The sequence below is a fragment of the Bacillus sp. CH_70 genome (genome assembly GCF_038007045.1).
Taxonomy (GTDB): domain Bacteria; phylum Bacillota; class Bacilli; order Bacillales; family Bacillaceae_G; genus Bacillus_A; species Bacillus_A cereus.
In genome coordinates, this window is sequence record NZ_JBBOWL010000002.1 from 66054 (window position 1) to 84580 (window position 18527).

Consider the following 18527-nt stretch of genomic DNA (forward strand, 5'->3'; position numbering starts at 1 on the left):
TGTTAAATAAAATCGAAACAGCATCCTTCTGATTAAAAAAAATAATAAAAAAGAGTGCTATTAAAATATGCACTCTTTCAAAAGGCTTTACCAATCTCGATGGTCACCATGTTCATGCTCACGATCGCGGTCATGATTACGTCTACGACGACACTCATCACAATCGCAGTCACGTCTACAATGACAGTCGTTAAAATCGTTTCTTCTTCGTCTACGACCACATCCGCAAAATACTAAATCATCCCAAAATCTATTACAATCTCGAGAATGCCCAAAATTATTATCCCATCCCATAGATATGATTCCCTCCTCTAAAATTAGAATTCATTATATTCTATGATTAAAAGTTAGAAATAGTTTGTTTACTAGTCTATGTTTCAGACTAATAATATTTCGATTTGCAAGTCTATCTCACCCCTTATCTTTCCTTAACATCAAACAAGACGCTAACCAGAACACGGCAGCGCCTACGATACTTACCATACACTTAATCAAAATCCTTTATTCTCACTTTATTTATTCTTTTGTTTCCAAACCCCATTCTCTTTACGATAAGTATTCTTGCCATCCATGAAGTCAGCTGTATTACCCGGAATGCTATATTTCTTATTTTTTTTCTTAGCCTTCTTTTTCAGTCTCTTCTCTTCTTGAATAGCTTGCAAATCCGCCTTCCATTGTTTCAACAAATCCTTTTCACGTCGCATCGAATTTGTACCCCTTGGATTAAAGTGTGAACTAAATAATTAGATTCTACCTATTTATATAGAATCCTTTAATCTGTATTTCCATTTTATTCAACCCTTCGTTTAACATGTACCAATTTATGTTTTTCCTTCTATATAGACCAACGATATATTATAATCCTTTATATACCCAAGGAGGTTTATCATGCTTAATTTTCATAAAATATTCCCCGTATTAGGATTCTTTTGGTTTTTATACGGTTTTATTGGTCTCATCTTTTTATTACTATTCCTTAGCGTGTCGTAACAGCGCGTATAAATACATGCTTAATGTGTAATTTCTTTATAACAAAGAAAAAAGCACCCGTTATGGCTGCTTGTGATTTTATGTTTTTAATATTTCAGGAATCTCTTCTGCTGTTAAATCATATTGTTATTCCTCACTTTTTATAAAAATGATTATTTCGTTAAGTTTCAATATGTAATATTGCATATTCTTTCCTTTCAATTTCCATACATGCAATAATTTTTTTATAAAAATACAAGATATTAGTAAGGATGATTTATATGAACAAATTCCGGAAGAGGATAATTAAATCTTTACAAACTTTTTGGGGATGCTTAGCATTTGGTGTATTAATGTTTGCTATCTTCTTAATTATGGATCTAACAGATACACCTTTAAATGCATTAAGTTGGAGAGATTGGATAGGTTCTACAATAGGTGCAGCCATTGTATCTGTAGGGATGTTTACTTTAAGTAAATTGGATTTAAAATAATTTTTCAGTCAATACTATATGTAGGCTGTATGCAAAAAATCATTTGAAATAGTTTTCTTTGTATCTCCTTGTATAGAGCAGTTAACTTTTGCTAACTGCTCATTTACTCGTGAGCATTATTGACAAGCTATCATATAATGTAGTCATGCCTTTCTTAAAATTAAGTTCGTCACTTGAATTATAAAAATGGGATTAAACCCTATAACCTTTTCAAGAATCATCCATATTTCATTCATGAAAAAGTGCTTTATTTTACTGAAAGGTGGCTGCGGAAACAACTGCCTTTTTGTTTATGACAAAAGGATTATTTTTTCAAATGTGTACTACTAATAATCATTAAATATCTTATAATTGTTATATACGAAATATTTTGTTTAGGAGCAGATAAAATGCCAGTTACACTAGAACTTATTCTTTTTATTCTTATAGCAATTAGTGCTGTTGGCTATTTGATAAAAGAATCTCAAAAAACTAAGAAAAGAACCCTTGGAATTTCACTAGAAATTTTAGTTCTTTTCTGGTCAATATGGAGAATATCGACTATCATAATCCAAATTTCGGAATATAATCTCTTGTGAATGAAACTAAATATTCTGTCAATATTTTATATTACATTAGATTTTCTCCTTATTCCCCCTAGGAGAACCGAACAGTTAGCTTTTGCTAGCTGCTCTTTGTCTGTAAAAATACACTCAATTAACAAGAAAAGCATATAATATTCTGTGTTCCTTTCTTTATAAAATAAAGTAGTCTTCACAAAATGAATCTCGTCACGAGAGCACTTAATAAAGTGCTCTTTTTTGGTTTTAAAATAAACAAAATGAAATTTTTATTTATTTTTCTTTCATATATAATATTTTAATATTTGTTTATAATATAGTTGTAACTTTTGTAAAACATATATCTGTATCCAGTGAAACTTCTAAAATTGTACAACCGAGCAATTAGCTACTTTAGCTAGCTGCCTTGTTATGTAAAATAAAGCATTTATGAAAAGCTTTCTCAACACCCAACTGATGGAATTTAATTACCTTTTATGGTAATATATTGGTAATCCTATAAGAATCTATCGTTCCCTTAACAGGACCCGTCCCCCCTAATCGGGTCCTGTTAAATGTTCTCTATTAAAATGGTGTTTTGGTTCGACTATCGTCTTCATCTCCCCACGTCCTACAATTCAATATGCAATATTACATATTCTACACATTAAATTTATAAACATGTAATAATCGGTTTATACAATATTTAAAATTAATATCGAAAGGAGGATACTAAATGTCTTTCTTTTCTTGGTCTCCTCTTATTTTCTTAACAGTTGTTGCAATCATCATTTCTATTAAAAAGAATAAGAAACAATAGCTTTAAATAGTTACAATAAGTTATTTTTAGGAGGTGTAATTATGTCATTTGCAGCATGGAGTGCAATTTTTATGATTTTAATTGGAGCAATGTCCGGAGCAATCTTTGGTACAATTTCTTCTAAGAAGAGTAAAAATACCAATTAATAAAAATGAATTTTTATTTTTGTGGCAGCTGTCATTTTCTATTCAAATAACTATTTTTTCACTTTTTTGATACATTTATGAAACATTTATGTGTTATCTTCAGTAAGTTCTTTTCTTTTCATAAATTGTGTGAATTATACCCACACAAGAAGCTCTAGATCCCTAAATCTAGGGCTCCTTCGTTTAAATAAATATTTTTTCAATTCGATGTATAGACAACTATATATTGAAATGTTAAAATATTGTTGTGATTCCCGTTTGGTTTCACATACGACTTTTTTCTTCGGTTATGGGGTTCTTACGTAATAGTAAGAGCCATTTTTTTATTCCAGCAAGTTTTTTGTTAAAAATTTACATACGCGTACTTTTCGATATATAATTAAATTATCAATATATTAGGAGTGTTAAGTATGTCAGGAACAATAATGATTTTGTTATACATTTGTTTCGGAATGAGTGTCGTTTTTAGCTTAATAAGGGAATTTCGAAAACCACAGAAAAACCAGTTCTTAATTTTAGTTGATTCTTTAATTTTGCTAGGAGCTCTATTCCTAGTAAGCAGTATCTTCATCTAAATCAATAACCACGTAACTCGGTACTATTAAGATTTCTTTACCGCATACATTACATTTAGGATTTCCATGTGCAGAAATCCCTTTAATAATTTCAATTTCTAATAAATCTATTTCTGTGTTATCAAATATTTCAATCACATGTAAAAGTTACATAAAGATTGCTATGATTTAATTCTTCCACCCCAGAAACGTTATATAATGAAATTGCAAACATTAGGTTTTTACCTTTCTGTACGACATAATTCTTTGCTAGGAACAAATCCTAGCCTTTTTTATTTCACCCTCCGTTGATCCGAAGACCAGATTCCCTCTTTCAATTACATTAGCTTGCATGCTAGCCTCTTTAAGGAATTCAATGTAATCAACAAGTACACTATCCTCAGTTCCAAGAATTACGCGTCATACCACTACGCGGGCGTAGCTGCATTTCATATCCTGGTGGAATCTCCAAAGCTAATCCCATTTGTACAACCTTTGTTTGGCCCGGCCATATAATCGTGTCCTCTGCTGCTACAAAATCAAAACCAGCACCACCAGACTTTGCATATCTTGGTAACTCCACATCTTTTATAGATTTTCCGAACGGGAAACCCCACTACGGTGCGATAGCACCCACTTTAGGAATGGGATGAGAGTGAGGTCAAATGCGATGTACAAATAAAACACCGAAGGTACGTTCTCTACATCAAGAATTTGAATTGGTATCATTTTCATAATAGGCAAGTAAAAGTCTCTAAAACAATCTTGTTCTCTGAAAACAGAATACATAGGAGGTTGAAGTAACAAATTCTTCTACTCCGTAAAATGTATTGAGTCGTCAAGCACAAGACGCTAAAACACATTTGAGAACTCACAATCTGACTCGTTTGGTAATAGAATGAGTGCCGTATCTGCTATATGCACTGGATACGGCGTGGTGATGGCACACCGCAATCTTGCACGTCAGCGATACTAGAAATAGACTTCGCCTTTGGTAGTAAGAATCCCACTGACGTTAGCTAGCTTGTGGCTTTAGCCGTGGGAGTGTCAATTACCTCCCTTTGCTTTGATTAATAATTGAGTCACTTCGTAAACACCATGTTGTATTTCCATCATTCTTGATACACTCCTTTAATTAGATTCCACAACTCTTGTTCAGTCATCTCATAAAGTTGTCGACCTGTCTTTTCCTCTTTATAAATTCCTTTTTGTAGTAAAACATCGATATAGATTTGTTTCCTGTCCATGTTGCCTCCTAGCCGCTTTTCTTCTTAGGTCTCCTTATAGGTGTAGTTGCTGCCCTTTGTGGACTCCATCCTCCTTTTAATACTCTTTTACTAAATGTGCTATATGAAATACCGTTCTCTTCAGCTAAATTGACCATATCTTCCATTGTTGCTCTTAATTTCTTTACAGGCTTTTTTGCTGCTTCCTCTGGTGACATCCCTTTATAAACACGAGTTAAAAATGTCTTCTTTTTAACCCCATTTTCTAATGCTATCCTTAACCACTTTTGTTCCCTAAATTGATATTTCCGAGGCGGTGTATTAATTGCCTTACTAACATCCCATCCCATTTGATACACCCTACGATATAACATGTTATAGCCAATGCCGTTCTTCTCGGCTGCTTGATAATCTTCCTTTTCTAGCCATCTATTTATCATCATGGCGCTATGCCTCCTAATCCAAATTCATAATCTCCTCTAAAGTTCTATCTGAAATATGGGTGGTAATGATTTGTATATTCCCGTATTTCTTTTTAGCCATTTCTATAGCTGCGCCCCCGGACTTCGCGTCAAACCAACGGAGCTTCCATTTCTCGTCTTTATCGTAAAACTCTACTGAATACGTCATAATGCTATTACGTTTCAAAAACTTATCCGCTGTACTTGTTGCAGTATAATCAAAACTTCCGACTACATCCTCTAGTGTTAGTTGTTTCATGCTCCTAACCCCATTGGGCGCGATTTGATTTTGTTCTTATCTGCCTGATCCATGATTAATGCGGCGATTTCTAGTTGATGCCTTCCTAGCTCTTTTGCTATTTCGAGAATACCTTTATCCTCATCCCACATTTTTCTTAATTGAATCACTTCACTTTCATCAAACACTAAGTCTAATTCTTCTAAAGCGATATATAAGTTACGACGCAATTTCTTCATGTACCTTTCCTGTTGCAACGCCATTATGTAATTCTCCTTTTCCAAATCCGTTCCAAGTCGTGGCATCCCATTTCCCCTCCAGTTGTAATTGATGAATTTCCCTTAGCTCCGCCATAACGGCATGACGTCTTCTATCCACTTCTTCAGGACTGCGATTCCCTGCTTCGCAAATACAAGGTGCAAATTGAAAGCATCCATTACCCATATCGTTCTTAATTACTCCCGTTCCGTTACATGCACACATTTTAATTCCCCCTTTAAAAATGATAATGTCTTTCTTCTGTAATACTTTGTTTCTTTGAAAGTAATCGTTCTGAAGTTATTGAGAATCCGCGATACAATCCGTTCGTAATACGCACCCTCTAAACACACTCCTGTAAGGCTTGTTGTAAATATAGTAGATTGAACCTTACTATTTTGTTTGATCTATTTTTAACTTGTTGTAATTCCTTTTTATAAGTAACCCTTGCTTCTCAAGTTTGTTTATTATCCTTCGTAATGTAGCAGAAGACCATAAAGGAAATTACTTAAGCCATTCATCGTAACTGTTATAGCCTTCATTGAAATACTTTAATATATTTACCAATAATGAACTTGTTGTAAAAATATCGCTTCAATTAATCCAATCGTTTTATTAATCCTAATAAAACGATTGACGGTTGTTAATGTATAAGTAATTTGCTCATTTAGTTCACTTTCTTCATCCAACACTCATAACTCACATTGTCCTCCATGCCAGTAAACCGAACCTTTTCTCTCCCTCTGAACTTACCTTCATGATAAAAGGTTCTTTCTGCCCTATATATTCGTTTAATTGGCGTTACATAGTCATAACCTCGTTTTTCTAAATCACGAACTGCTATTAACATCTCCTTCATAGACCCACGCCTTACAGGTATCTTAAACATCACGCATTCGCCCTTTCGCATACTGCTATGTTGCCTTTAACCCACTTTGTTGATTTCTTAAGTACTTCTTCTGCTTGTTTTAATGTCAATTCGCCAATTTCTTTAATACTTAATTGTCCTTTAATCCTGTCTTCATCTACTTTTCGACGAGTAGCTAATTTTTTTATGTTTAATTTAATTGCACTAACTTGTTGAGCATTAATTATTTCCTCTTGGATTTCTAGTAAATCTTCACCCGCATAAATTTATAAACCTAATCTGTGAATTGCAATTGCTTTTACTAAGCACCGCTGGATACTCGTGTTAATGTCAAAGCTGTTACGCTCTGCAATCGTCTTGTTTTGATTGTTTAGTATTGGGTGACTTTGACTCAGTGGTATTCTTGTACAGTTAATTCAACCTCTACAAAGTAACCACAATCTGTTTTGAGATAAGACCCTCCATTAAATCGTTTTACTTCCCATGTTGCTATTGAATCTACCTCACGAAGTTTTTTAACTGTCCATGATAAGCAGGTAAAACGCCCTTCCTTTTCAACATGTTCCGTGCAATCTATTTAAGCTAATTTAGAAAAGTAATTTTCAGTTTTCATATGAATCCCCCCTTTTTTTAAAATGGTGCTAGTTCCGTTTGTTTACTAGCTTCATAGACTTGCATAAGTGCTTGTAATCCATATTCGTAAGCTACAACCATTGATGCAGCGTTAGGCTCTTTGCTTTGCTTATATCGTTCAACCAAATTCATTAAAATTTGAATTTCAGCTTCAATTTTGGTTTGTAGTCCCATCTTATTCACCTGCCACTTTCTCTGTAGAATGAGACATTACATATTGCGTAATGCACTCTGTTTCTGCGTGTAAGTAATCACCACCAAAATCTAAGTAACTTTCACCGAAGTATATTTCTCCATTGCAACCTTCACATTCTTCAATAAAGTCTCTTGCTGATGAGTCATGATAATTACCGTAAGTAATTGGATTTTCAATCATATTTCATTCCTCCTTATTTACTGAGAGAAAACGTATGTTATAATACATGTAGCTAATTTTAGGGAATATTTTCTCTACAACGCTCGTTGCCATCGAGCGTTTTTTCATTTTTAATAGATAACTACCTAACAATCTGTTAAAATTTAGTTACCGATATGTGTAACAACTGGCCTGTGCTTCTGTACGGGCTTTTTTGATGCTTTCAGGCATCATAATACTCAGGAACCAGTCTATTAGGTAGGGCACCCTATTAGATTACCGAATATTACGAAAAGCAAGAGCTTGTCGTATTCACTCTATAAAAACGCTATTACAAACATAATCCCTTTTGGCTCCTATGGATTATCAACTTTTTTCATAATTTTTATCTTTGTTTTTTTATATTCATAATTTCGTAACATCTTTATATAATGTTTTAATAGATTTTATGTTAAACTTATAACATTCCAAGAAGTCCTTTACTTTTAGAATCGACAATTCTTCAATACCCTTAGTCTTGCCCTACATCCCCTGTAGGGCTTTTATCATTTGGCTAGAGTGATATATACCTCTTGCATGTTTCCTCAACCCTAGTTCTTAAATCCCTTATGACCCACAAGATTTTCTTTTGTTCTTATTCATCACGCTGCTGTCTATTCGTCATCTTGTTACCATCCCGTTTTTTTATACCAGACATCTATTCATTCGGTGTACCAGGTATTCCGATAAACATAATAAACATATTACTGACGATACGATCGCCAGTGATAATGTGCTTTCCTCCATCATTTAAATCTCCGCCCTATCCATTTCTGAAATAATTCCGCGTTTCGTTAGTATTTCATGAATAAATAAACGCCCTTTTTGTTTCCAACGAGGATTCATTTTCACCGATTGACTTCCATCTAAATGCATTACATCAACCATTTTCAACTTTGTATAACCTTTGTTTTGATATTTTGAGTACATAAAGGGGATGGGGATTTGAAGCAGAAGCTGATTGTTATACTATGTAGTTTAATTTTTATCACCCTTGTGATTATGGGATGGAATAAGTATTTAGATTACAAATATGAATACGAATGAACAAAAGTCCATGCCGACTACGAAAAAGAACTAATAGAAATGGAAAAGGAAGAAAACAAACAGCTAGCGAAAGAAGAAAAAAGATTAGAAGAGCTAGAAGAACAGAATTGTAATGCAGAAGCTAAGCAGAAACGCATGATTGATGCTCTCAAAAACTTACGTCAAGGTATGTCCTACGAAGAAGTCGCAGCAGTGTTCGGTGGAGAAGGTGATTTAAAAAACCAAGGTACATATAGTAACGAATGGAAAGACTATAAAAAAATCACCCTGTGTATTTTTAGAACTATGACAGCATCTACAATATAGTTTGAATTTTAGCTATAACAAACTAACGTCATGTAAGTAACAAAAACGTGTTCGGGTGAAAGTGAATGGAACTTGGTATGAAAATTAAACTCATCTAGTTTTTGATGGGTTTTTCTTTTATAAAATTTGTCATCAGCAAAGGCTACAATTCGCTAAACGACTAGCTTTTTATGTAAAAATGTTGCGTAACAACAAAGATATACTGTGATTTGATTTAATCATAAAAGAAACTTTTTTCACTTGCTAGAGATTAAATAAAAAAATTTAACAGCGAGAGCTGCGGCTCTCTTTTTTTATTTTCATTCGACAAAATATAAAAATATTATTGTAACAGTATTTGTTATGCAATGAATTTCTTAGCTTGATAGCGATGTGGCAGGACCCCGTTTAGCAAAAATATAAAATAAGCTGTCCATATGGACAGCTTATTTACATAATTTTCGTTATTGGAAGTAATTTGTAATTCACTTACATATTAATATTATCAATTACGCCTTTTTCAACTTCAAACAAATTTAGAATGTCATTCTCTAATCTTTCAGCATCAAAATCTTTCTTGGCCTTTGTTCCTAATATTCTTACACATTCAATGACATTTTTAACGATTAGTAATTTCTTTGCGGCACGATCGGCATTTAAAAACGTCTCAATATTAATTCTTAATCTTAAATCCGCTTTTTTGTCTTTTCTTTTGAAGAGTTTTCTTTCTTTGAAAAAGCCTGAGTTCTCAAGTTCGGGTATTATATCAACAACAATTGGAATAATACCTATGCTTTCAATTTCATTACCATAGTGATTATTTTCAAGTTCTTTTAAGGTGTTTTCTACTTCGTTTATTAACTTTACATCACTATGTTTAACCGTTTTCCAAACTTCACAACTCATAAAAAATTCCATTGCATGTCCTCCAAAGTTAAACTCCCTTTTTATCTTCTTAATTCTATGTATACAGTATACATAGAAGGTTAACATAACGTCTCATTATTGGTAGTAATACCTAAACTTTATGTGTCGATTTTTTCATTACCCTTGCGGATAAACCACCATATTAAAGCAGCAAGTAGTATAAAAAGCGGTATTATTTGAATAAAGAAAAATCCTTTCCAAAAATAAAGTGGATTATTATATGTAAATTCTGTTGCCGCCTCATTTTTATAAGAAACAAACGAACCTCCCAAAAAAGATATTGGAATTAAGAGTATATTTATCGCTAAACAAACCATTATCAATGATAGATTTTTATCCTTAATTTTTGGTGAACCAGCCTTGATAAATAAAAATGTTGCAGTACCGAATATTAGAAAAAGTGGTATTACATAAAAAATCCCCATAATATCCCTCCATGTTTTTGATTGTACCATCAGCAAAGAAAACTTTGTACAGATTCGCATAAATAGGGTATTCATGTGATCTCATTATCGGTAGCAACGAAAAGAGGAAACCGTATTCCTACAAAGGAACCTTCTTTTTTGTTCTATGGATCTATGTATTTTTTATACATTTCTATCCTAGCCCAGTTTTAGAGTTCTCGTTTGTTACTGAATTAGCCGAAAATCCGCATAAAAATTTGCATACTCTTAACCCGGTAGTTTTCTAAAAAACTTTACGACATCTCTCACATAAAATCTCCTTTTGTACAGAAATAATAGAGTTGCTATAAAAATATCGGTCATGTTATTCAGCAATTGGACCAGATTGCAGATTGATTTTATTAATTATTTCATTAATATTGTGAAGAAGTGTATTTAAGTCAACGTAGCAGTTTAGTGTAATGGAAAATGTTATAATATTAATAAAATTTTAGAAATGTAGGGGGAAAAATGAAGAGTATTAAAAGATTGATTCAAGTCATCTTAGTAAGTACATCATTCCTAATTCTTAGTGGATGTTTCTCTAGTTTCTCTCAAGATGATCTGAATCAACCAATACAAGAATATTTAAAAACAAACTATGGAATACAAGATGAGTTTTCTGTTATTCGGACAGATAATACTTTTAATGGGATTGGTCATCAAACTTATGTAGAAATTAAAAAGCCATATCGTGCTTATCCCTTCCTAATGATTGAAAAATATACCTTTAAAATTTTAGAAGATGAAAGTGACGATATCTATTTCCAACAATTCAAGGGCGCATATATTGAGCAACATCCAGAAGTAGTTCAAGTAATGAAACAGATCATAAAAAAATATGGATTAGTAAAATATCCTGGTAAAGCAGACCCAGAAGAAAATGGTCCTATTCGTATATTTCCTTATGACAACATTGAGTTTAATATAAATAATTCTCAAGAGCTACTTGATAATTTTAAAAAGACTCAAAAAATTGATACTCCTGAACTTTTACCTACATTAATACCAAGTGATCCCCGACGTGAAAATTATAATGGTAGGTATGTAGGTGTGGTGAATTTTCTATTTAGATTTGATATGAATAAAAATAAACATCCTATTCCAAAGGCCAAAGATCTAATTGAGGACTTCCAAAAAAGTGGGGTATTAACAAAGGGGATATACAACATAGATATGTTTGTAGATGATTCAAATCCAGATCATTTTATTGGTTGGGAATATAATAACGTAGCTTTGTTTGAAGTCAATGAAAATGGTAAATATACCGTAATTGCTACTCCTAATTATGATGATATACGTGACACTTATTTTTATGGTGATTACGCAACTAAAAAAAATATAGAATAGAATTCTAGCTTGAATTATCACAAAGAAGTATAGACTTAATTCAGTAGCATGTAGTCTATTAAAAAGTACATTCTTTTCTTAAAACACTACAGAAACAACTATATTTTAACCCCGTCCTAAAATTAGAACGGGGTTATGCTTGTTTTTGGTTTTAAAAATTTAATAGATTTATTGTCCTTTTACAATTTAAATTAGAAATTGCTGTATTACAAATAAAAAGGATCCGACATGAGTATCAGATCCTTTTTCTCTTAGTATACTTATTTCACTGCCTCTTTCAATTCTTTTCCAGCTTTAAATGCAGGTGCCTGTGAGGCAGCAATTTGCATTTCTTCACCTGTCTGCGGGTTACGACCTGTTCGTGCAGATCTTTCACGTACTTCAAATGTACCGAATCCAAGAATCTGTACTTTCTCTTCATTTGCAAGAGCTGTTGTTATAGCGTCTAATACAGCTTGTGTCGCTGTAGCAGCATCCTTTTGTGTAAGTTCTGCTTTATCCGCAACTACTTTTGTTAATTCTGTTTTATTCATTTTCTGCACCTCATTATATGTAATTAGGGAATATTATAACGCTCCTATGCTCCTAGTACAATTAATAATAACATATAGAGATAGCACTACATCACTATCAAGCTATGAAAAGTAAATACTTCAAAATGAAAATATAAGCCCTTTTCTTTCAAAAATACGTTGGATTTTTAGCCTGGGTTGGGACTTCGAAATATTGTGCATTCACATCAAATAACAAACATGCAGAGGACTTTAAATTTAATTCGCAGGATCTCTTTCTTTTACAAGATCTTCGATGTTATTTGCTTCTTTGATTTCTTTTGACGATAACCAATTTTCATTTATTGTTCCTGTCTTATTGGTTAAATAGATGTTAAATTTTTTATTATATAGTTCTTCTTTAAGGATTGTGGTTACTTTGATTAAATCCTCAATTAAAAGGGGATTGTTTTCAAATATATTATTGGTGGTATTAATAACTAAAGTCACTAAATATTTTCGACTATCCTCTTCATCTGAACTTGAATAAGTAATACTTTTAATTGCAAATCGATCGTTTTGCATTTCATGTAATCTTTCTTCTACTTTGGTGTGTGTTCTAATCCAGTTTTCCCAATATTTATTTATGGCATCTGACATCGTAGATTTCATTGTTAGTAACAGTTCTTCTTTTGTTATCATTTCTTGCACATTTTTAAAAGGTTCACCTAAAGATTGGCCAGTATGATCCTTAATTTCAAGTTCTGTTATCTTTTTATTATTCTCCTGAATGAGTTGAAATAGAGCATATAAACGATCTAATTCTACTGAATTCAATTGGTTAAAGTCAATCTCATTACTCATTTGCAAAGTTAATAATAATTCATTAGTTGGTTTTCCTTCATCTGGATCTTTATTATCTAATATATATTGAAGAGGATTTTCTGTTTCAGATTCCACGTAGCCTAATTTTTTTATTTCTTCTAGAGTTGGTTTGAATTTCTTATATTCCTCAAATGTTTTTTTTCCGTATTGGTATTCATCACCTACTGGCTTTGAATAGAGGAGACCTTGTACCTTTACTCGGAATTTTAGATATTTGTTATTTTTTTCTTGCACAGTATGGTAGGTATTACCACCATTATTTTCATTTATCGAGCTCCAATCTGTTACAACTACATCAATACCGTGTTTTTCTTTTATATATTCTTGTACCTCAGCTCCATTTTCTTGATTACAACCACTTAGACATAAGAAACATAATACTAGCAATATTACATGCTTCAAACTTTTCATATAAGCACTCCCTACGTAAGAATTAATTCTTGAATGTGCAGCACACTGCAAACCCCTCTTTTCCTTAGTCGTATTCTTTAACTTTTATATAGTGTGAATTTTAAATCATTTAATTTATTAACGTGCCATCTATATTGCTTGAAGCATTACTGTCTTAAAATATACAACCTATTTATTTTAAGTTCTTTCTCAATTCTATAAGCATATGGTCCATTGAGCTCATATCTAAAACGTACATTCATACCATGGTATCTATTTTACTATAAAATCTGGTTCTATTATGAAAATGTTCCTTTTTTGTTCCCAGTATAGATGTTCCTTCTACTTCAATAAGGGAGGATTTATGGAAAGACATTATACAATCTCAAGTTATGCACCATATATAAGAAGAAAAAACATAGATATAAACATAATAAAATTTATGTATATATGAATAATTACATTTAAAATCACTAATGATAATATTATACTAAAATTAACCAAGAAGCATCCAACAAATTATGATTAATCACTACATTTTCTTTCATAGCATGTCAACGTAAAAAAGACACTATCCATTGTGTCTTTTTTACGCTTTGAGATGAATACATTGACTCAATACTTATATTTAACTAGTTTTTAAAACAATTTTAATAACCATCTATCTGTTATACGATAGATGGTTATTATATTTTTAAATAGGGCATTAAACAATTTTTAACCTTATACATTTACTATTCAATTATTCTTTTTACATCCTCTACACTTACTGAAGTTGCTTCCGCTATGATTTCAACTGAAACACCTAAATTGAAAAAGTTTTGGATTAAATGAACTCTTTCTTGTTCTCTTGCTTTTTGATCAACCTCTAATAATTGCTGTAATAAATCTGTACTCATTATAAACACTCCTCTTAAATTTTTTAATAAAAAACCCCTAATCAACCAGCTCATCTGTTTACATAGAACATTTTTAAATAATAAAGGAAAGCTGGTGGATAAATCCACCAGCTTTCCTTTTTCTTGCTATTCAATTAGAAGCTAACCGTCGCTGCTTCCTCTCCTGAACTAATCATTCTTTGTTCAATCTTTCCTAGCAGTTCCTTTATCTTATCTGAATACAGTTTAACTGCTTTCGTAGATTGAGCATTCTTAAGCTCTTCTGTCCATTCTGCTAAATCTTCCTTTTCTTGATCATCTAGATAATCAAAAACTTCCTTTCGAGACATCGGGCTCACCTCAACTCAACTCACTTTATTTGGCCGTTACATAACCAAATCTCCTCATCTCTCTATTTCTATTTATACCAGATTACTCCTCTATTATTCCTTATTCTTTTTTTCGAGTTCGTTCAATTTCTTTGAAATCGACTGAATCTCGTCGGTTTTTACTTGTTCCGTTGCCAAGCGATTGTGCAGCAGGAAAGCTTGCCCTGAAATCCCAGCAAGAATACTCACCTTAAGAATATCCATCATTGTTTCAGGGTTAAACATTGCAACACCAACGAGTGAAGCAATACTTCCTACAAACATCTCTCCCAAGAAACCTGGGTGAAATGCAAGCTTGCTCTTACGAGGCAACAAAAACTTTTTGTTTGTGATGTAATGACTAGCCAATCCTGAGACCATACCAGCCACAACTGAAACAATTACTGTAACCAACATAATATGCACCCCTTTTTGAAAAACTTTTAACATTGCAGCAGCAGTTTCTATTTAATAATTAGTTGCTATAACATAGCATCACCCCTTTCAGGCAAAAACAAATAACCTTCCAGGAAAATGAATTGTTTACACAATGAAATAAAGTAACATAAAGTTCCTTTTTGTGTAATTTCATTAACCCGAAAGGTTATAAGTAATTAGTGATATAAAAAAGAAAAAGAAAAAAATGCAACTAAATTATATCACAATGAGGTTTGTTTTATCTTTAAATTCAGAAAATTTATTTTGTTATTTAACTTTCTCAAGTTAACAAATCAAATTCTTTGATATCTTTACACTTTCTAATAATTCTAAAGCCTGATGGTTATTTAATTTTTTCAATCTCCCATCGATTATGCTATAAATTACACTACAATTTTGATAAATATAGAATTCCAGTATTTCAAATGCTACTTGTTTTTTTTCAACGTTTTCATAATTGCATAAACTTATTATTCTCGTTCCTGTCTCTCGTACTAACCACAACACCTTTCGCTTAAATAAGTTAATATATATTAAAGAAGTAAAAATCTTCTTGATATCCTATTAACTTATTTCATATTATATTTTCCATCTTTATCAACTCTGGATAAATTCCCAAATCTATTTCTGCCGGTTCAATATAGGTATTCCAATCTAAATTTTTTTCAAGAATTTGCAATGTCTTCAGTACTTCGTTAAAACTGTTGTTTTTTTGTTTCTTTTCTCTCTTTCCATTCTTTATTTTCGAGATTATAAATAGACACATTCATCAATATACACTCCTTTTTTTATCTTTTTTATTAAAATAAGGTTCTATTACGAATACTACTAGTTACCATCTTATTGTAACTATCTTCAATTACATGTTGTTCTTTTTGATACTGATCCCATTCAGCGGCTGTGATATACGAGATAACATCTCCTACATGAATATAAACTGTATCACCTACTCTAACACCTTCGAGTTCTGTATCGATTCTTAAATCGATATTTTTAATTCTAATTAATCTTTTGTTAATTATTTTCCCTTTAGTTATTTTCCATTGATAAGCATTTAAGGTAACAGGATGTATTGTTTCTGAAAGTCTCAATAAATGATTCAAATTATCACTCCTTTTTTAAGCAAAATAAAAAAGCAACCTAAAAGGAGAAGACATAACACATTAAAAATGCGTACACTTAAACCCGATAGGTTGCTTTAATTACAGAAAGGAAAAAGAAAAAAGATTATATACTTATTATACCACATCAATAACCAAAAATATCCAATGCAAAAAAACTAGAAATAATACAAAAACTTTAAACCATATTGTTGGTTTATGGTGTGTATATTATTTAATTGCATATCAAAACAAGAAATGATTTCTTTAATTTTTATAGTGCAGTTTTCAATTTAAATGTTACAATTACAATATTATTCAAACATAATATTCGTAAACAAAGATATTGAGATGACCACCAAATACATACATATTAAGTTCTGAGTTTACTACACTTTAAATTTAGAAGCCTAAAAAAAGTGTAGTGGTTTAATCTATAACGAATATAAACAAAAAATTAGAAAGTAAGGTGTTTACAACATGTTGAGGCTTAGGCTCGTATATTTATTACTTCCACTTATGCTATTTGTCGGGGGTTGCGGAAACATAGAAGATGAAACAAAGTATGAAAAAGGATTTTTAAAAGGAACTGGAGCTATGAGGAAGGCATCCAATAAAATGACTGAAATACAAGAGAAAGACCATTCGCTATCTTCGTCACAAGAAGAGTATAAAGAAGCGGTTATGGAATTTAGAAAGGTAACTAAAGAATTTAAAGACTTAGTTCCAGACAAAAAGTATGAAACTCAACACAAGAACCTAATAAAAGCAATGGAAGAATATGAATTATCTACATCAAAACTATTAACAGGAATGTCTGATACAGAAGGTACCGAGTGGAAAGATGGTATTAATCAGTTCAATAAAGCGACAAATATGTATGTTATTGCAGCTGGGAATATTGTAGATATACAATACGGAAATAAAGCAGGTACCACAGAAAAAAGTATTGGACAAATACCTCATGATGAAGATACTCAAGCAGACGTAGAAACTGAAACAACCCAAACTCAGCCGTCTAAGCAAGATGCAGACTTAGCGACTAAAGATACTCAAACACAGCCGATAGAACAAAAAGCAGAACAGGAATTATCCACCGTGAACGCGGAATCAGCAGTAGAACAATCACCACAGCAACTTACAGTTGATAAAGTAAAAGAAATAATTGAGTTTTATTCTATTGGAGAAAATGACAAATTAAATAACCTAACTGTTGAAAATGGTGAAATAAAAGCAAGTATTGTATTAGCATCTAACAATCTATTTCCTGCTAAGGATATGGCCGTTAATAGATACAGTCAATTATCAGATGAGTTACTAAAACATGAAGGCTGGCAAACACTAACTGTTACATATGCTAACATAGGAAGTGTTAGTATGACTCGTAACGAAAAGGAAACAAATGAGGTTGGTGATTACTTCCCAGTACTTAAAATTGAGGAAAGATTGAAATCGTAAAATAGAAGTCCATTCAAACTATTAATCTAATAAGCATGTGTTTAGTTAGCACCATCTATAAGCTCAATTAGAGATAGTAACTCTAATTAGTACTATGAGTACACAAATAAAAGAAGTGAATGAACTTGTTGGTCCATTCACTTCTACATTTGAGTTATCCCTCTCTAAATTAAATTTCTTCTAAAAATCCTTTTGATCTTGAGGAATTTCTTCTTCACAATCTGTGCAATATGTTAATATTTGATAACCGCCTACAATTTTAGTATCATGAAAATCTGATTCTCTTCCACCAAATGTACATTTATTCATTTTGCATTCTCCTTTTTATGAAAATGCAAAATGAAATTATATGCTGCCTTTGTTCTTCAGTTGCAGGAAATACCCTACTATATCCTTTTTTGCATGAAATACAATATGATGGTTTACAATCAAATATCGATTGGTATTACATTTTTGTGGTTGTGATTCTACTACTCGATCACATGAAATGTCGCTAGGTGCTATAGTATCTTCATCTGTTAAGACATCTTGATATATCTCGCCTACAATTGCTAAAATAGTTTTACCTTTTACTCTTAATCCTATCACTGTTTGCTCTGTATACCCACTTTCTCCTTGTTATTTCATTATTTCCTTACTTGGGTTTCCTTTTATCAAATCCACTGCATTATTCCTTGTAATCTTGTATAAAGTAGTATGATTTCCAACTATTTTAGGCCGCATATAATCAACAGCTGCCACTATAGATTCAAGTTGAAAGTTCTGATCCAATAGCTCTTTAACTGAGAATGAATCTTTACGAATAAACTTTAGCTAAATCAACAGGTACCATTAAATCAGACACATCTAATTCACGGTTATTCATCT

26 protein-coding genes and 4 pseudogenes are annotated in these 18527 nt (G+C 32.0%); 5 read left to right on the forward strand and 25 right to left on the reverse strand.

Features of this window, described 5'->3' with window-relative positions; genetic code table 11:
• Positions 1-87: 87 nt before the first annotated feature.
• Positions 88-294 (reverse strand): hypothetical protein, encoded by a 207-nt coding sequence (locus tag N2V79_RS27300; RefSeq protein ID WP_082682420.1) that lies wholly within the window; start codon positions 292-294, stop codon positions 88-90.
• A gap of 218 nt (positions 295-512) precedes the next feature.
• A complete protein-coding gene (locus N2V79_RS27305; RefSeq protein ID WP_071732262.1) occupies positions 513-704 on the reverse strand; it encodes a hypothetical protein in 192 nt (63 codons plus the stop codon).
• A gap of 546 nt (positions 705-1250) precedes the next feature.
• Here N2V79_RS27305 and N2V79_RS27310 point away from each other — a divergent pair.
• Positions 1251-1463: a hypothetical protein gene (locus tag N2V79_RS27310; RefSeq protein ID WP_078386046.1), complete on the forward strand. Its 213-nt coding sequence runs from the start codon at positions 1251-1253 to the stop codon at positions 1461-1463.
• A gap of 389 nt (positions 1464-1852) precedes the next feature.
• Entirely contained in the window at positions 1853-2041 is a 189-nt protein-coding gene (locus N2V79_RS27315; protein WP_071732260.1) for a hypothetical protein, read from the forward strand.
• Between the two features lie 1799 nt (positions 2042-3840).
• Here N2V79_RS27315 and N2V79_RS27320 read toward each other — a convergent pair.
• The 14 genes and pseudogenes from N2V79_RS27320 to N2V79_RS27385 form a co-directional block, all read right to left on the reverse strand.
• Positions 3841-4114, reverse strand: a pseudogene (locus N2V79_RS27320) (dUTP diphosphatase); the annotation flags it as partial.
• Positions 4115-4634: 520 nt separating this feature from the next.
• Positions 4635-4769, reverse strand: a complete 135-nt coding sequence (locus N2V79_RS27325; RefSeq protein ID WP_000375383.1) for a Fur-regulated basic protein FbpA — start codon at positions 4767-4769, stop codon at positions 4635-4637.
• 8 nt (positions 4770-4777) lie between these two features.
• The gene (locus N2V79_RS27330) at positions 4778-5191 is read right to left on the reverse strand and encodes a hypothetical protein (RefSeq protein WP_000973345.1); all 414 of its coding nucleotides are present in this window, start codon (positions 5189-5191) and stop codon (positions 4778-4780) included.
• Positions 5192-5204: 13 nt separating this feature from the next.
• Positions 5205-5468 (reverse strand): hypothetical protein, encoded by a 264-nt coding sequence (locus tag N2V79_RS27335; protein WP_000811969.1) that lies wholly within the window; start codon positions 5466-5468, stop codon positions 5205-5207.
• Complete coding sequence (locus N2V79_RS27340; protein WP_025118343.1) at positions 5465-5752, reverse strand: hypothetical protein; 288 nt, start codon at positions 5750-5752, stop codon at positions 5465-5467. Before N2V79_RS27340 ends, N2V79_RS27335 begins: the two co-directional genes overlap by 4 nt.
• Entirely contained in the window at positions 5667-5930 is a 264-nt protein-coding gene (locus N2V79_RS27345) for a hypothetical protein (protein ID WP_098833720.1), read from the reverse strand. Before N2V79_RS27345 ends, N2V79_RS27340 begins: the two co-directional genes overlap by 86 nt.
• Positions 5903-6091: pseudogene (locus N2V79_RS27350) on the reverse strand (hypothetical protein); the annotation flags it as partial. The gene N2V79_RS27345 and the pseudogene N2V79_RS27350, both read right to left, overlap by 28 nt.
• Before the next feature lie 7 nt (positions 6092-6098).
• Entirely contained in the window at positions 6099-6176 is a 78-nt protein-coding gene (locus N2V79_RS27355; protein ID WP_109102930.1) for a hypothetical protein, read from the reverse strand.
• A gap of 89 nt (positions 6177-6265) precedes the next feature.
• Positions 6266-6394, reverse strand: a complete 129-nt coding sequence (locus N2V79_RS27360; protein WP_327898178.1) for a hypothetical protein — start codon at positions 6392-6394, stop codon at positions 6266-6268.
• The gene (locus N2V79_RS27365) at positions 6373-6594 is read right to left on the reverse strand and encodes a hypothetical protein (protein ID WP_000472844.1); all 222 of its coding nucleotides are present in this window, start codon (positions 6592-6594) and stop codon (positions 6373-6375) included. Before N2V79_RS27365 ends, N2V79_RS27360 begins: the two co-directional genes overlap by 22 nt.
• A pseudogene (locus tag N2V79_RS27370) lies at positions 6594-7150 on the reverse strand (Sak single strand annealing protein). The gene N2V79_RS27365 and the pseudogene N2V79_RS27370 overlap by 1 nt, the downstream one beginning before the upstream one ends.
• Before the next feature lie 53 nt (positions 7151-7203).
• Complete coding sequence (locus N2V79_RS27375) at positions 7204-7380, reverse strand: hypothetical protein (RefSeq protein ID WP_340720387.1); 177 nt, start codon at positions 7378-7380, stop codon at positions 7204-7206.
• Position 7381: 1 nt separating this feature from the next.
• The gene (locus N2V79_RS27380; protein WP_000572102.1) at positions 7382-7582 is read right to left on the reverse strand and encodes a hypothetical protein; all 201 of its coding nucleotides are present in this window, start codon (positions 7580-7582) and stop codon (positions 7382-7384) included.
• Positions 7583-8350: 768 nt separating this feature from the next.
• Positions 8351-8566, reverse strand: a pseudogene (locus N2V79_RS27385) (phage antirepressor KilAC domain-containing protein); the annotation flags it as partial.
• 120 nt (positions 8567-8686) lie between these two features.
• Here N2V79_RS27385 and N2V79_RS27390 point away from each other — a divergent pair.
• Positions 8687-8953 carry a hypothetical protein gene (locus N2V79_RS27390; RefSeq protein WP_340720388.1) on the forward strand — a complete coding sequence of 89 codons (267 nt, stop codon included), beginning with the start codon at positions 8687-8689 and terminating at the stop codon, positions 8951-8953.
• 468 nt (positions 8954-9421) lie between these two features.
• Here the strand turns inward: N2V79_RS27390 and N2V79_RS27395 are convergent, their stop codons facing one another.
• A complete protein-coding gene (locus N2V79_RS27395) occupies positions 9422-9850 on the reverse strand; it encodes an Imm44 family immunity protein (RefSeq protein ID WP_340720389.1) in 429 nt (142 codons plus the stop codon).
• 107 nt (positions 9851-9957) lie between these two features.
• Entirely contained in the window at positions 9958-10284 is a 327-nt protein-coding gene (locus N2V79_RS27400) for a hypothetical protein (RefSeq protein WP_340720390.1), read from the reverse strand.
• A 489-nt stretch (positions 10285-10773) separates the two neighbouring features.
• Between N2V79_RS27400 and N2V79_RS27405 the strand changes: the two genes are divergently transcribed.
• Positions 10774-11652, forward strand: coding sequence for a hypothetical protein (locus N2V79_RS27405; RefSeq protein WP_340720391.1), 879 nt, complete (start codon positions 10774-10776; stop codon positions 11650-11652).
• 260 nt (positions 11653-11912) lie between these two features.
• Here the strand turns inward: N2V79_RS27405 and N2V79_RS27410 are convergent, their stop codons facing one another.
• From N2V79_RS27410 to N2V79_RS27435, 6 genes are all read right to left on the reverse strand, one after another.
• Positions 11913-12185 (reverse strand): HU family DNA-binding protein, encoded by a 273-nt coding sequence (locus N2V79_RS27410; RefSeq protein WP_098654224.1) that lies wholly within the window; start codon positions 12183-12185, stop codon positions 11913-11915.
• A 237-nt stretch (positions 12186-12422) separates the two neighbouring features.
• Positions 12423-13439: a hypothetical protein gene (locus tag N2V79_RS27415; RefSeq protein WP_340720392.1), complete on the reverse strand. Its 1017-nt coding sequence runs from the start codon at positions 13437-13439 to the stop codon at positions 12423-12425.
• Positions 13440-14152: 713 nt separating this feature from the next.
• Positions 14153-14317: a hypothetical protein gene (locus N2V79_RS27420; protein ID WP_000102283.1), complete on the reverse strand. Its 165-nt coding sequence runs from the start codon at positions 14315-14317 to the stop codon at positions 14153-14155.
• A 134-nt stretch (positions 14318-14451) separates the two neighbouring features.
• Positions 14452-14646, reverse strand: coding sequence for a hypothetical protein (locus N2V79_RS27425; protein ID WP_000087398.1), 195 nt, complete (start codon positions 14644-14646; stop codon positions 14452-14454).
• Between the two features lie 93 nt (positions 14647-14739).
• Positions 14740-15081, reverse strand: a complete 342-nt coding sequence (locus tag N2V79_RS27430; RefSeq protein WP_000961794.1) for a DUF4257 domain-containing protein — start codon at positions 15079-15081, stop codon at positions 14740-14742.
• 821 nt (positions 15082-15902) lie between these two features.
• Complete coding sequence (locus N2V79_RS27435; RefSeq protein WP_340720393.1) at positions 15903-16205, reverse strand: hypothetical protein; 303 nt, start codon at positions 16203-16205, stop codon at positions 15903-15905.
• 477 nt (positions 16206-16682) lie between these two features.
• Between N2V79_RS27435 and N2V79_RS27440 the strand changes: the two genes are divergently transcribed.
• Positions 16683-17660, forward strand: a complete 978-nt coding sequence (locus N2V79_RS27440) for a hypothetical protein (RefSeq protein ID WP_340720394.1) — start codon at positions 16683-16685, stop codon at positions 17658-17660.
• 180 nt (positions 17661-17840) lie between these two features.
• Here the strand turns inward: N2V79_RS27440 and N2V79_RS27445 are convergent, their stop codons facing one another.
• Positions 17841-17969, reverse strand: coding sequence for a hypothetical protein (locus N2V79_RS27445; RefSeq protein WP_340720395.1), 129 nt, complete (start codon positions 17967-17969; stop codon positions 17841-17843).
• Positions 17970-18527: the final 558 nt, after the last annotated feature.

What these genes read in the sequence shown, in the direction of transcription:
- N2V79_RS27300 (WP_082682420.1), bottom strand. Translation starts at nt 294, where the DNA reads ATGGGATGGGATAATAATTTTGGGCATTCTCGAGATTGTAATAGATTT.
- N2V79_RS27305 (WP_071732262.1), bottom strand. Translation starts at nt 704, where the DNA reads ATGCGACGTGAAAAGGATTTGTTGAAACAATGGAAGGCGGATTTGCAA.
- N2V79_RS27310 (WP_078386046.1), top strand. Translation starts at nt 1,251, where the DNA reads ATGAACAAATTCCGGAAGAGGATAATTAAATCTTTACAAACTTTTTGG.
- N2V79_RS27315 (WP_071732260.1), top strand. Translation starts at nt 1,853, where the DNA reads ATGCCAGTTACACTAGAACTTATTCTTTTTATTCTTATAGCAATTAGT.
- N2V79_RS27325 (WP_000375383.1), bottom strand. Translation starts at nt 4,769, where the DNA reads ATGGACAGGAAACAAATCTATATCGATGTTTTACTACAAAAAGGAATT.
- N2V79_RS27330 (WP_000973345.1), bottom strand. Translation starts at nt 5,191, where the DNA reads ATGATGATAAATAGATGGCTAGAAAAGGAAGATTATCAAGCAGCCGAG.
- N2V79_RS27335 (WP_000811969.1), bottom strand. Translation starts at nt 5,468, where the DNA reads ATGAAACAACTAACACTAGAGGATGTAGTCGGAAGTTTTGATTATACT.
- N2V79_RS27340 (WP_025118343.1), bottom strand. Translation starts at nt 5,752, where the DNA reads ATGCCACGACTTGGAACGGATTTGGAAAAGGAGAATTACATAATGGCG.
- N2V79_RS27345 (WP_098833720.1), bottom strand. Translation starts at nt 5,930, where the DNA reads ATGTGTGCATGTAACGGAACGGGAGTAATTAAGAACGATATGGGTAAT.
- N2V79_RS27365 (WP_000472844.1), bottom strand. Translation starts at nt 6,594, where the DNA reads ATGTTTAAGATACCTGTAAGGCGTGGGTCTATGAAGGAGATGTTAATA.
- N2V79_RS27375 (WP_340720387.1), bottom strand. Translation starts at nt 7,380, where the DNA reads ATGGGACTACAAACCAAAATTGAAGCTGAAATTCAAATTTTAATGAAT.
- N2V79_RS27380 (WP_000572102.1), bottom strand. Translation starts at nt 7,582, where the DNA reads ATGATTGAAAATCCAATTACTTACGGTAATTATCATGACTCATCAGCA.
- N2V79_RS27390 (WP_340720388.1), top strand. Translation starts at nt 8,687, where the DNA reads ATGGAAAAGGAAGAAAACAAACAGCTAGCGAAAGAAGAAAAAAGATTA.
- N2V79_RS27395 (WP_340720389.1), bottom strand. Translation starts at nt 9,850, where the DNA reads ATGGAATTTTTTATGAGTTGTGAAGTTTGGAAAACGGTTAAACATAGT.
- N2V79_RS27400 (WP_340720390.1), bottom strand. Translation starts at nt 10,284, where the DNA reads ATGGGGATTTTTTATGTAATACCACTTTTTCTAATATTCGGTACTGCA.
- N2V79_RS27405 (WP_340720391.1), top strand. Translation starts at nt 10,774, where the DNA reads ATGAAGAGTATTAAAAGATTGATTCAAGTCATCTTAGTAAGTACATCA.
- N2V79_RS27410 (WP_098654224.1), bottom strand. Translation starts at nt 12,185, where the DNA reads ATGAATAAAACAGAATTAACAAAAGTAGTTGCGGATAAAGCAGAACTT.
- N2V79_RS27415 (WP_340720392.1), bottom strand. Translation starts at nt 13,439, where the DNA reads ATGAAAAGTTTGAAGCATGTAATATTGCTAGTATTATGTTTCTTATGT.
- N2V79_RS27420 (WP_000102283.1), bottom strand. Translation starts at nt 14,317, where the DNA reads ATGAGTACAGATTTATTACAGCAATTATTAGAGGTTGATCAAAAAGCA.
- N2V79_RS27425 (WP_000087398.1), bottom strand. Translation starts at nt 14,646, where the DNA reads ATGTCTCGAAAGGAAGTTTTTGATTATCTAGATGATCAAGAAAAGGAA.
- N2V79_RS27430 (WP_000961794.1), bottom strand. Translation starts at nt 15,081, where the DNA reads ATGTTGGTTACAGTAATTGTTTCAGTTGTGGCTGGTATGGTCTCAGGA.
- N2V79_RS27440 (WP_340720394.1), top strand. Translation starts at nt 16,683, where the DNA reads ATGTTGAGGCTTAGGCTCGTATATTTATTACTTCCACTTATGCTATTT.
- N2V79_RS27445 (WP_340720395.1), bottom strand. Translation starts at nt 17,969, where the DNA reads ATGAATAAATGTACATTTGGTGGAAGAGAATCAGATTTTCATGATACT.